The sequence below is a fragment of the Methanolobus sp. ZRKC4 genome (assembly GCF_045291305.1).
Lineage (GTDB): Archaea > Halobacteriota > Methanosarcinia > Methanosarcinales > Methanosarcinaceae > Methanolobus.
Genome location: NZ_CP146983.1, coordinates 1,020,812 through 1,033,376 on the forward strand (window position 1 = coordinate 1,020,812; position 12,565 = coordinate 1,033,376).

10 protein-coding genes and 1 tRNA gene are annotated in these 12,565 nt (G+C 39.3%); 8 read left to right on the plus strand and 3 right to left on the minus strand.

The genetic code is table 11. The features are described 5' to 3' along the window. Positions 1-16 precede the first annotated feature (16 nt). Positions 17-3,310, minus strand: coding sequence for a NosD domain-containing protein (locus tag V7O67_RS05370; protein WP_342305878.1), 3,294 nt, complete (start codon positions 3,308-3,310; stop codon positions 17-19). 343 nt (positions 3,311-3,653) lie between these two features. Between V7O67_RS05370 and V7O67_RS05375 the strand changes: the two genes are divergently transcribed. Together V7O67_RS05375 and V7O67_RS05380 are read left to right on the plus strand one after the other, a co-directional pair. Next, on the plus strand, positions 3,654-3,869 hold the full coding sequence (locus tag V7O67_RS05375) for a hypothetical protein (protein WP_406671159.1): 216 nt from the start codon (positions 3,654-3,656) through the stop codon (positions 3,867-3,869). 269 nt (positions 3,870-4,138) lie between these two features. After that, entirely contained in the window at positions 4,139-4,888 is a 750-nt protein-coding gene (locus V7O67_RS05380; RefSeq protein WP_342305876.1) for an SIMPL domain-containing protein, read from the plus strand. 517 nt (positions 4,889-5,405) lie between these two features. Here V7O67_RS05380 and V7O67_RS05385 read toward each other — a convergent pair. Next, a complete protein-coding gene (locus tag V7O67_RS05385) occupies positions 5,406-6,539 on the minus strand; it encodes a glycosyltransferase family protein (protein WP_342305875.1) in 1,134 nt (377 codons plus the stop codon). Between the two features lie 489 nt (positions 6,540-7,028). Here V7O67_RS05385 and V7O67_RS05390 point away from each other — a divergent pair, with 489 nt between their 5' ends. The 6 genes from V7O67_RS05390 (at position 7,029) to V7O67_RS05415 (ending at position 11,294) form a co-directional block, all read left to right on the plus strand. Beyond that, positions 7,029-7,397, plus strand: coding sequence for a transposase (locus V7O67_RS05390; protein WP_342305874.1), 369 nt, complete (start codon positions 7,029-7,031; stop codon positions 7,395-7,397). Between the two features lie 2 nt (positions 7,398-7,399). Beyond that, positions 7,400-7,843 (plus strand): transposase, encoded by a 444-nt coding sequence (locus V7O67_RS05395; RefSeq protein ID WP_406671427.1) that lies wholly within the window; start codon positions 7,400-7,402, stop codon positions 7,841-7,843. Between the two features lie 106 nt (positions 7,844-7,949). Continuing rightward, positions 7,950-9,092 carry a glycosyltransferase gene (locus tag V7O67_RS05400; RefSeq protein WP_342305873.1) on the plus strand — a complete coding sequence of 381 codons (1,143 nt, stop codon included), beginning with the start codon at positions 7,950-7,952 and terminating at the stop codon, positions 9,090-9,092. A gap of 76 nt (positions 9,093-9,168) precedes the next feature. Next, complete coding sequence (locus tag V7O67_RS05405) at positions 9,169-9,753, plus strand: heme-binding protein (RefSeq protein ID WP_342305872.1); 585 nt, start codon at positions 9,169-9,171, stop codon at positions 9,751-9,753. Next, the gene (locus V7O67_RS05410) at positions 9,754-11,136 is read left to right on the plus strand and encodes a deoxyribodipyrimidine photo-lyase (protein ID WP_342305871.1); all 1,383 of its coding nucleotides are present in this window, start codon (positions 9,754-9,756) and stop codon (positions 11,134-11,136) included. A gap of 70 nt (positions 11,137-11,206) precedes the next feature. Continuing rightward, positions 11,207-11,294 (plus strand) — tRNA-Leu (locus tag V7O67_RS05415). Positions 11,295-11,343: 49 nt separating this feature from the next. Here the strand turns inward: V7O67_RS05415 and V7O67_RS05420 are convergent. Further along, the gene (locus V7O67_RS05420; protein ID WP_342305870.1) at positions 11,344-12,537 is read right to left on the minus strand and encodes a C39 family peptidase; all 1,194 of its coding nucleotides are present in this window, start codon (positions 12,535-12,537) and stop codon (positions 11,344-11,346) included. Positions 12,538-12,565: the final 28 nt, after the last annotated feature.

Consider the following 12,565-nt stretch of genomic DNA (forward strand, 5'->3'; position numbering starts at 1 on the left):
GGACAGATAACTGTCCTTAATCTGATCTCAGTTTTCTGATAACAAGGAAAGCAATAGATGCAATTGCAATTCCTGCAAGACCGGTAAATCCGGGAGTATCCTTTGTTTCTGCGCTTTCTGGCTCAGTATCTTCATCTACAGGTACGAAATATCCTGTTTCTTTCTCTGCGACTACTTCGTCTGCCTTATAGCCCACGACGTTGAAAAATGAAAATCCGGGTGTTTCAGCTGTGAGGTAGATGAATTCATCGTCTTCTTTTGCCTGGGTGGTCGGGAGGTTCTGCCACTGCTGATCATGATATCTTGTCATGCGTATGGTGGATGCATCAATGTCATTCTCTTCTATCCATTCCCTGCTTACTTTGAAATGGATAAGAACATTGTCGGCATTGTTTGTTGAGATAGTGCCTTCAGTTCCGATATCAATGCTCATTAACTGATAGGAAGTTCCTGGGGGAGATGGTATATCTTCAGGTGAATCTGATAGTACCTGAACTTTGGCAACAACAAGACCTTCATCATTCTTCGCATCAAAACTTACACCAAGAACAGGAGTATCGCTATCAGAGAAGTCATAGTTTATTTCTGTTCCTTTAATGACACGCAAGGTAGATGCTGCGGTTGTCTTAACTATAGCAGGATCCTGACCCTGGCTGACTGATGCACGGGTTCCTGATCTACCTGAACTTGGGCTGGAACTTGAAGACGAGCCAGAGTCCTTGAAAAGTCCAAAAGTACCAAATTCAGAAAGGGTTGCAGACAAATAATTTCCACTTGTGTTGAGTGAAGCATTTGGAACTTCTGCCCATGTAGGACCGTCCAACCTGTACAGAGCTACAGAAGATTCACCTGAACTGCTCATTCCGGAATCATCGTAGAAGAAAGTAACATTCAGATTACCAGATCGGTCAATACTTGCATAACCATTTATATTTGTTTTTCCAGAAAGGGCATTAGCATTTGTTTCTGATCCAGTTATACTGGTTGATGATGAATCTGTGATGAAAGAGAGTTGTGTCGAACTATAGGTTAATGCAAGTCTGTCTACTGGGCAACTAGCAGAAGAAGACATATAAATATCTTGTTCATTGTTGTCGTTTGCATTATTACTTGTCAGATTATTGCTGGTTGATAACCGAAGATAAATACCTTTATTATTGTCACTGGCATGGTTGCTTGTTAGATTGTTGTTGTCTGAGTAATAAAAGTAAATACCATAATCATTGTTATTATTGGCATCATTGCTTGTCAGATTATTATAGTCTGATCGATAAAGATCAATACCTCTATTATTGTCACTGACATTATTAGTTGTCAGACTATTTCTGCCTGATCGATAAAGGTAAATACCGTAATTACATTCCGATGTTGTAACATTTTCTATTGTTGAATCAGTGGTGTATGCAAACGTAATTCCATTGAATTCATTTGTCACTTCAATATCTTTTACGGTAATATTGACAGAATTGACCACATAAACAATTCCTGCTGAGGAAGGTACTTCTTCATCTGCACGGTTTGTCCAGTAGTAAACAGGTTTACTATCAACCGTATTGCTATCATCAATATCATGAATGTAATCATCCAGATTTGAACTTGATACATAGAGATTATAGATATTTGATGACATTGTATTACTTGTAAGATTATTGTTGTTTGAAGAATAAAGCCATAAACCGTAGTTATTTTCACTGGCATTATTGCCTGTCAGATTGTTGTTGTCTGAATATCTAATGTTAATGCCTTGATCATTGTCATTGGCATTATTGTTTATTAGATTGTTATTACTCGACGAAGAAAGAGAAATTCCGTTGTCATTGTTATTACTGGCATTATTGCTTACTAGATCATTGCTGCTTGCCGAAGCAAGGTAAATACCGTAATCATTGTCGCTGCTAATATTATTGCTTGCCAGTTCGTTGTTGTCTGAGTGATAAAGGTAAATGCCATGTTCATTGTTACTGCCATTATTGTTTGTCAGATTGTTGTTGTCTGAGTAATAAAGGTAAATACCACGTTTATTGTCACTGGCATTGTTGCTTGTTAGATTGTTGTTGCCTGAGTTATCAAGATAAATTCCGTAATCATTGTCAATGGCATTATTGTTTCTCAACTCATTGACATTAGAGTGATAAAGATAAATTCCGTCATCACATTCTGATGTTGTGGTATTTTCTATTGTTGAATTAATGGTGTATGCAAATGCAATTCCAGTGTATTGATTTGCCACTTCAGTATTTTTTACAGTAATATTGGTAGAGTTGACCACATACACAAGCCCTGCATCAGAAGGCACTTCTTCATCTGCACGGTTTGTCCAGTAGTAAATAGGCTTATCATCAACCGTATTGCTATCATCAATATCATTAAGTAGATCATTTAGATCTGAATTAAATACATTAACATTAAAATTATAGGTATTTGCTGACATTACATTCCCTGTCATATTGTTGCTACTTGAGGAAAAAAAACGAATACCGAAATCATTGTTACTGGCATTATTGTTTGTTAGATTGTTGTTGTTTGATGAAGAAAAGCGAATACCGCAATCATTGTCACTTGCATAATTGCTTGTCAGGTTATTGCTGCTTGAAGAAGTAAGGTAAATTCCATAAGAAGGGTTATCCACTGCAGTATTGCCTGTCAGTTCATTGTTGTTTGAACTAGAAAGAGCAATACCGTGAATATCATTACAACTGGCATTATTACCTATCAGTTCATTGCTATCTGCGTAATAAAATTGGATACCATAATAATCGCCACTGGCATTATTGCCTGTTAGTTTGTTGCCACTTGAGTGTGAAACAGAAATGCCATAATTATGGTTGTCGATTGCATTGTTGCCTGTCAAATTGTTGTTGTTTGACGAATCAAGAACAATACCATAATAATTTCCAGTCACTATATTATTTGAAATAGTACAGTTAGAATTTGAGTCCAAATAAATGCCAACCAGAGAAGAGACAGATGCACCTGTTACAGTAAATCCATTGATGGTCACATTACTAGCTGTAATGTTGACTGCATCGCTATCTGATGATGAATTTACGATCGTGTTTGCTGCACCGCTCTGAGAACGTATAGTCACTTCATGGTCGACAACTATGTTCTCATTGTAAGTACCGTCGCTTACAGTAATGATATCACCATCAGTTGCATTTGCAAGTGCAGCACTTATATTCAAATAGTCTTCACCAGCAGACCCTACCGTAATCTCTGCTGCTGAAACTGTTGTTATGCATGAAAATGATAATAGCAAGATCATTGCTATGATCTGATACTTTAAAATGGGTAACTTGAACTTTTTCATAATGAACACCACAAACAGTAAGCACTAATATATTTTGACTGAAATGCATATCGGTGTGAATATTATATATGGATTATCCTGTTATGTTGATTTTTTCTTTTATTATGGGTGCAATTTTCAAGAATTGCTAATTTTGTCTTGTGATTTGTGAGGTCGTTCCTTCATTTCCCACATCAATGCCCATCAACTGATAGGAATTACATGATTGTGTGCAATGAGGAAAATATCACTGCTCAGGTGGCTGTTTGCAGCAAAAAAAGTCATATGTCTTCATACTCTGAAATCAGGCAGTATATTATGTATTAGAATAATATATTTATAGTTGATTGGACATCAAATGGATATGACATATAGCAACGAAAAAGAATCCGATTATATACATTTCAGTGGATTGACATTACTTTTTCTTGGGACACTTGGGTTAACTGTGGACTTTGTTGCAGCTTTTTTGTTTGATTTTGATGTTTATTTACTTGTACTACTCATGTGCACATTCATAATTATCGAGGGATTGGTATTGATAAATAAAAACAAACAGGTTCGTAGTATGGGCGAATGAAACAATAAAGTAGTATCCTCTTCCTGTAATCCATTTTTCAAAATTATCATAGCTTTCATCTTTATTGATAGTGACTCTTTTTAGCGTTCAATGACTTTCTGTTTCCATTAATTTGTGTATTACTTGATTTCAGGGTCCTGTGACATCCATAACTACAAATCCATTCGAAGTTTAGACAATTCTTTAATATGTGTGGGTAATATTGTACATTATGCGATAACCGGTCAGAATTGCCGGTTAAGAAAACATCTAACAAGGAGAACGTAACAATGTCACTTGAAAATAAAAACGATAGATCATATTTTGCTATCATTGCATTATCAGTAGTACTGGTGGTTATGTCGTTAACGATATACGCCATATCACAGGATGGGTCTGAAACAGACACAATGAACATAATTTCCATGAGCGGCTACTCTGAACAGAAGGTCGTGCCTGATACCGCAAGTTTAAGCATAGGTGCCGTGGTCCAGTCAGAAACCTCAAAGGCAGCGACCAGTGAGAATGCAGCCATCATGAGCACTGTCATAGAAGAACTCAAAGCCCTCGGTCTTGAGGACAGCGAGATACAGACCTCTTATGTTTCCGTGTATCCGATCTACAACTACGATAAAGAGCGAACTATCACAGGCTACTCAGCCTCCAACAGTGTAGAGGTCACAACCACAAACCTTGATATCCTGGGTGATGTCATTGACAGGTCAGCAGCTGCCGGAGCTAATCAGATAGGAAGTATCTCCTTCTCAGTATCTGACGACCAGCAAAAAGAACTTCGTGAAGACCTCATGGACGAAGCCGTAACTGATGCATCCTCAAAGGCCAACACTCTTGCCAGCAGTCTGGGAGTTAAGATTACCGGCGTGAAGACCTCATCCATAAACGAAGGCGGCAACTCCAGGGTTTATTATGCAATGGCTGATACAGCAATGGAAATGGATGAAGAAGCACCTGCTACTCCAATCGAGCCAGGAGAGTCCACAGTTTCAATGTCAGTACAGGTCACATACTACATTGGATAAACTCATCGGACAAAACAATTGAAAATTAAAGGTAACTATTCAGCCTGGCACGATTTGCCTATTGGTACTGATTTCATCGAAATAGAGATGTCTGCTCACTAACAATCTAACAATCAAAAAAGCAATCAATAGCAACAATCAAAATAAATGATCCTAATGAAATTTACGTTTCAACTTTTTGTCAAGATTGTTATTGATAGCGTTTTTATCAGGCTGAATAGTTACAATTAAAGTTTAAAAACGACCAGAAGTTGCAGATGGCCAGTATGATGACGAGTACGTTGTCTGCAACTTCTCATGTGTATGCGTCAATTAACTAACCACCCACTATCCATACACAACCCCTGACCACCAGTTGAAACTGGTGGTCTTTTTTTCTTTATGCTTGCTTGTTTCCATAAACTGCAAGCTCATCTCAACAAATACTTATACACGTAATGATTACAAAAATAATTGTTACATTATTTAACACAGAAATTTGTTTTTGTATCAGCTTTTTCTTAACTTAAAGTATGTATTATTTACTCTCAACCATCATCCTAACAACCCTCGGCCCATTCAACTCCACCGCTATCTCACGCATCTCATTTAGCTTATTCCTGTACTTTTCATCATCAATAAGCAATCTGATGTTCTCAAGTATATCTTCAGGAGATGTGGAATAGTCCAGCTTTCTTCCGAGGTTATCTTCCTCGATAACTAAAGTGTTGTTTCGTTGTTCGCTGTGGTTTTGGTCAGGAATGGTGATCATGGGGACAGCAAAGCTCACGGCTTCCATCATGGTGCTGTGCCCGCCAGGGGCGATAATCACATCGGAAGTCTTCAGGTATGGGAACTGGTCATCTATAAACTTGAGGACCTGCACATTCTCAGGGATGGTGCCGACGTCTGAAGGATCAAAGCTTGGTCCGGAAAGCAGGGTGTAATTGATACTGTTATCCATACCGGCGGCTTCTATAACTTTTCGGAAAATAGCTTCTCTGTGACCAAAACCTCCGATGGTGCAGAGCACATGAGGCCGGTTCAGCTTTTTGGCGGTAGTTTCTTCAAAGCTCTTGCCGACGAGTGGACCGCTAAAGAAAACCTTCTTCCACATCTTTTCCTTGAATTTCAGGTTCTTCCGACATATTGTATGTGGGAGCGGATAATCCGGAATGATCACTCCATCTGCCAGTTTGAAAATGCCTGTGCAGAATTGTTTAACGATCTCGGCCAGAATCTTGCTTGACACTCCTTTCGCCTTAAAGAACTCTTCCATGTTCGACTGGTTTACTATTATGTAACAGGGTATGCTGCGCAATCTTGCGCTCAGTATTCCCATGAAATAGCTGTCTGATATAACAACATCCGGTCTTTCCTTTTTGAGAATTCTTCGAAGTTCGATCAAACCCCACTTTGAAGGGCTGTACTCCCATTTCTTAAAAGTTGCAAGAATAGACTTATTTATATTCAGGGAACCTGCCTTGCCGACAAGTGTGATCTCCGGTGGGATTTCATGCGTGATGAACCCGTTACGGTCAATAAGCTTTCTGGAATATCCATAAGCACCAAAATAAACCTCATGCCCGACAGATGTCAGTTCTTTTCCTATTGAAATGCATCTGCTTGTATGGCCCAATCCCTCTCCGCAGACAAATATCATCACTTTCATCGTAGCACCAAAAAATATCCATCTCATAAAAATTGACTGGTGTTCATAGGTCCTTATTTTTTAAAAATATTATTATAAAGGTTGTATCCATCAACATCGTGGATAAATTATTCTCACTGGATTCAATCTCAACAGTTGATAATGCGCCCAATTCTAGACGCCTGGGGTTGCTTCGATATCCTGTATCACAGGAACGAAGGTCTGGAATTAAAGAAATATTGTGCACGTGTAGATTCGCTTTACACCAACTATTTCACCGAAGTCTGCTGCTTGTCGGACGAAATTATTTTTTGTATCGTATTGTCCAGTTTCCGAAACAACTTATCACATCCATGATGTTGATTTATTTCACTTCCTTGTCACCGTGTATATTTTTCAAGTCTGAAATAAATATTTAACCACTGATATCTATAGATGCCTTTATTTTCTATATGAACCCATATCAAAACTATAAATACTATTATTATTAATGTTATTATGGGGATATAAATGGAATTCAGAGAACTCTCTGATGAACAATGGAAGTTTATTAGACCGCATTTACCTCCGCAACCAATAACCGGAAGAAAGAGAGCTGATGACCGTAAGGTCATCAATGGTATTCTCTTTGTTCTGATAACCGGTTGCAGATGGGGAGATATGCCAGATAGTTATGGTTCCCAAGCAACTGCCTGGAGACGACTAAAAAGGTGGTCCGAAGAAGGGATATGGACTATGATAATGGAATCCCTTCGGGATTCTGCTTACCAAAAAGGTAAGTTCACCATGGATGTTGTATGTGTTGATAGCAGTTTTATTGAAACTAAAAAAGGGGAGAAGATTCCGCATACAACGGTCACAAAAAAAGGAACGGCATAATAATCCATGTTTGTGTAAGTTGCGAAGGCTTTCCTTTGACAATACAGATCGCTTCTGGAAAGGAGCATGATAGTCAGTATTTCATAGAGGTTATGGAAAGTGTCAGGGTCAAAACTGATGGAAGACCAAGAACTAGACCATCGGAAGTGCTTGCAGATTCGGCTTATGATACTGTTGTAATCAGAAAATATTTGAGATCAAGAGCAATCAAAAGTAACATTCCTGTCAATATCAGGAATAAGAAAAAGAGCAAAAGAGGAAGACCTACAAGGTTCGAGTATGAATCATACCATAAAAGAGGAACAATAGAACGATTCTTTGCATGGTTGAAGATGGGTTTCAGAAAAATAGCAAGTAGATATGAAAGACTTAACGTGGTTTTCAAGGGGCTAATAGAAATTGCATGTTTTATGTTATGCTGGAAAAAGGTAGAAGGGACGTTTTGAAATGGGCTCTATGACAAAACCCTTAATATTACTGGCATAAAGTTATCAATATGTCTATATTCTTGCATGTTGTTAGATTGTATGGAAGTAAACTCACGGAGATTGTATGAGATTCCTTATTTTCGTATGTGGAGAAGGTCTGGGACACACGGGTAGATGTATCTCGCTGGCAAACGAGCTGTTGGTCGCAGGGCATAGTGTACACATTGGTGCCTATGGTTATTCCAAAGAACTGATAGAAAGGTCAGGGCACAGAGCAACAGAGATTCCGCAGGAACTCCAGCTTACAGGAAAGGATGGTTCTCTTGACCTGAAAAACTCCATAATGTCAACAGTAAAAGGCATCTCTCCCGGAAAGATAAGAATGGTCCGGAACCTGCTAAAAAAAACCAACCCGGATTTTGTGATATCAGATGGCTACTATCTGGGTATCATCGCGGCAAAATTCAAAGGAATACGCAGGTGTATGATAGTGAACCAGTCCAGTATGCAGGAATTTTTCAAGGGTAAGGGGCTGGTCATAGGATTGGCAGGGTCTGCTGTAAGGGCTTTCTACACATGGATCTATAATCATATAGACATCATCTTTGTTCCTGATTTTTCTCCTCCATTTACAATATGCGGTTCTAACCTTGCGTTTCCTCTGGGGGTTGAGAAAAAAGTAGAGTTCAGCGGACCTGTATTAAGAAAAAGATTCGATGAAGTGGTTCCAAAGGACAATGTAAAAAGACCTCATGTACTTTGCAGTATCGGGGGATTCGGATATCGGCTCCAGATATTCAAAACCATAGTTAAAGCTGCAGCAATGGATCTGAATATCAATTACACTTTGATCGGAGGCCCGGATCTTGATTATGATGTGCTTGACAACGTACCTGGAAATGTAGATATTTGCAGGTTTGTAGCGGATCCGTTTCCTTACTACAGATCAAGTGATCTAATTATATGTACGGGGGGACATGGGACACTCACAGAATCTCTTAGCTTTGGATTACCGGTCATTTCCTTCCCGGATCAGTCACATAATGAGCAGGAGAACAATGCCCGTCTTTTAGAAAAGAATGGGTATGGGCTGAGTTTTTCATATTCTGTATCTCCTGAGGAACTAATGGGCGCAATTCATTCTCTCATAAATGATGAAAAGTTCAGATCAAATACATCTGAATTGAAAAAGCAGGCACAACTTATGGATGGTCCTGCTTATATACGAAAAAGGCTGGAAAAGTATGAAAGCTCACATTCTCATTAATAGTTCCAGTAATCTGTACAATTCCTCATGATTATGGGCCATAAAAGACTTTTAAACTTCGGGGTAATCTATTATTATGGATAAAATGACGGCCATTTTTGCTATAATGGTGGTGGTCACTGTCATGACTACAATGTGGTTTCTAGGTGGGGTGTATGAATCTATGGTGTCGGAACAAATTGAATATGAAACGCTTGATGAACTGGATGAAGGCGTGGAATTAAGGCAGTACAGAGAAATAACTGTGATATCAACAGTAGCAGATGATTCTGGAAAGGCTTTTTCCAGGCTTGCGGGTTATATTTCGGGTACTAATAAAGAAAACTTGAAGATAAGGATGACCGCACCTGTGATATCCACCAGGGAACTATCCTCTGTCAACATGTCCTTTGTCTTACCGGCTGGTTACAATATGAGCAATGTTCCGGATTCAGAAAGAAGTGACATTTCCATCCATACAATTCCTTCCCGGAAAGTGGCAGCAATAAAATTCTCGGGATATGCGAATGATGATGCAGTTGAAAAGAACAGGGCTCTTCTGAGATCACAACTCGATGAGCATGGTCTGGTTACTAAAGGGGACTTTTTCCTGATGCGCTACAATCCTCCATGGATTCCTCCTTTTCTCATGCGAAATGAAGTCGCTATTGAGGTGGAATGATTGGTCGAAAAATACAAACGTTCGCTTTTCATCTTCAGGCGTGATCTTCGCGTGGATGATAACACTGCTTTGAACAAGGCACTGGAATTCTCCGATGAGGTAATTCCTTGTTTTGTATTCGACCCGAGGCTTGCGGACGAGAATAGGGAGTATTTTAATTACAATTCTTTCCAGTTCCTGCTGGAAAGTTTGGAAGACCTTAAAGCACAACTGGAATCAAAGGGTGGCAGGCTGTTCATCTTTTCCGGGCTTCCTGAAAATGTCATTACAGACCTTAAACAAAGCAATGGTGTTGATGCTGTATTTTTCAACCGGGATTATACTCCTTTCAGTAGGAAGAGGGATGATCTAATTAATCAGGTATGTAATGATGCAGGTATCGATGCAATAAGTTTTCATGATGTTCTCCTCCATGAGCCGGGTACTGTGCTTACTAACGAAGGGAAACCTTATCGTGTGTTCTCCCAGTTCTTCAGGAAAGCTTCAAAAACAGAAGTTCCTCTGCCGGTTATACAAGAGGGGGGCAGATTCTATTCTAAAGATATTGATCATGGGGAAATTGAGCTTTCCGAATTCTCTTTCCTGAACAAAAATGAGTTCCTGTTTACCAAAGGTGGTAGAAGCTATGCTTTATCTGTTTTGCAGGAACTCCGGGATTTCAGAAATTATGATAATGAACGTGATTTCCCATCTATGCATGGAACAACTGGATTGTCAGCCCACAATAAACTTGGCACGGTCTCAATAAGGGAATTCTATCATTATGCAGTGGATGAACTGGGTCAAGGGCACACCCTCATAAATGAACTTCACTGGCGTGATTTTTTCATTCATATTGCCATCGAGTTTCCTTATGTTTTCCAGAAGGCTTTTAAGCAAAAGTTCGATGCCCTTTCATGGTCTGGCGATAAGGGACTTTTTGATGCGTGGTGCAAAGGTCAAACTGGCTTCCCGATTATCGATGCTGGCATGCGGGAACTGAACACAACCGGATATATGCATAATCGTGTAAGGATGATAGTTGCTTCTTTCCTTGTAAAAGACCTGCATATCGACTGGAAATGGGGTGAACGCTATTTTGCAAGTAAACTTGTAGATTATGATCCTTGTGTGAATAATGGTAACTGGCAGTGGGCTGCATCCACGGGAGCTGACTCACAACCGTACTTCCGTATTTTCAATCCCTGGACTCAGCAGAAAAGGTTTGATGCAAAATGCATTTACATCAAACAGTGGGTTCCTGAACTAGTAGAGGTAGAGCCAAAGGTCATCAATTCTCTTGATAAAGGACAACCGCTTCTCGGAGTTGCTTATCCACAAGCAATTGTGAACCATGCTCAGGAACGTAATCGTGCACTTTCAATTTTCAAGTCAGTAAGTTGATGAATGGCGAAAATCAATTTATTCCGCAATATTAATATGTAAAGTATCTCTTTACAACATGTCCTGTTATGCGGGGGTCGCCCAGCCTGGCCAAAGGCGCAGGGCTTAGGACCCTGTCTCGTAGGAGTTCGTGCGTTCGAATCGCACCTCCCGCACCATTCTTTTTATTTTGATGGTTCAATTAGGTCTTTAGTTTCCATTCTTTTCTCATGTAATATGTATATCGAGACAAATTGAATCCACGATGTTCATATTTTCATCAAAAAGTGTTAACATAATACTATACTTGTCAGAAGGAACCGATTCAAGTTGATTTGAGTAGTTAATGCCTTTTGATATATTGTCAAATGGGTTGACCGTTAGATCAATTTTAAAAAAGAAACTATCCAGCACTTCCTCAGTGTTTTTATTTATAAGATTGCTCTTTACAACATAATCTTTTTGTGTCGTTGTAGGGTTGGACACTGAAAAATAGATGGATATAGAATCAAGCGAAGATATTTCTCTTTCGATTCTTGAATTTCCTTTCTGGATGATGTGGTATCCGCCTTCGTATCTACCATCGTAACGTAGCAAACCTACGTCTTCAGGGTTATTTCGGTTTGCAAAGTTCAGACAGCTATAGTCGTTGTTAGTAAGGTCTGTCATGTAGATGGATCCCATGGGGGAGTTATCTGGTGCTTCATTTAGTATCTCAATTGTAAATGCCATATTTGTTGGCGCTATTTTACTGACCAGTTTATCATTGAAATCGCACCAGTTGACAGGCACTGCAATATACCTGCCTTTTATTCCAAAAAGGTCTCTGGTTGTCGCACCACTTGGATCAGTGAGATAGATATATTCTTCATCGTACCCCACTGCAATAATTGCATGCCCTTTTTTTATGCCATCGGAAACTTCATATTGAAAAGCCATAAGTATTGGCTGCCCTCTATCTATATTGTCCTTGATCAGCGCATTGAAGTTGTCAGCATTGAAATTTCCAAGGTTGTATCCCCATACTGTTTTTCTAGTGCTCAATGAGGCGGATTGTTTGGAGTAATCTTCCAGTGAATTATCATATGGGTTGTACTGGCCTGAAAAAGTATCACTATGGCCGGAATCAAAATATTCAGCCATCTTCCATGGTTCTATCTGGTGGTTATTGTAGTTGAACATCATCGAAAGACAGTAGTAGAGGCACCAGTTTGTATCTCCCTGATTGCAGTATGGTACTGGCAGTATGGTAGTTTCACATAGGGTTTTATTGGCACTTGAGGATGTGTTTTCAGTTATTCCTTCGGTTGGTGCAATATTGCATATGAGTAGTATCACAACAAAGGTTATTGTGGCTATTACTTTCGCTGTAAAAGCAAAGCTATTTCTCCGAATAATTTCTGGATCCCCCGACCCGCTCATACTCCATTTGACTCCTTGTCTCGTTTTT

Coding starts and splice junctions, on each gene's coding strand:
- V7O67_RS05370 (WP_342305878.1), bottom strand. CDS start 3,310: ATGAAAAAGTTCAAGTTACCCATTTTAAAGTATCAGATCATAGCAATG.
- V7O67_RS05375 (WP_406671159.1), top strand. CDS start 3,654: ATGACATATAGCAACGAAAAAGAATCCGATTATATACATTTCAGTGGA.
- V7O67_RS05380 (WP_342305876.1), top strand. CDS start 4,139: ATGTCACTTGAAAATAAAAACGATAGATCATATTTTGCTATCATTGCA.
- V7O67_RS05385 (WP_342305875.1), bottom strand. CDS start 6,539: ATGAAAGTGATGATATTTGTCTGCGGAGAGGGATTGGGCCATACAAGC.
- V7O67_RS05390 (WP_342305874.1), top strand. CDS start 7,029: ATGGAATTCAGAGAACTCTCTGATGAACAATGGAAGTTTATTAGACCG.
- V7O67_RS05400 (WP_342305873.1), top strand. CDS start 7,950: ATGAGATTCCTTATTTTCGTATGTGGAGAAGGTCTGGGACACACGGGT.
- V7O67_RS05405 (WP_342305872.1), top strand. CDS start 9,169: ATGGATAAAATGACGGCCATTTTTGCTATAATGGTGGTGGTCACTGTC.
- V7O67_RS05420 (WP_342305870.1), bottom strand. CDS start 12,537: ATGAGCGGGTCGGGGGATCCAGAAATTATTCGGAGAAATAGCTTTGCT.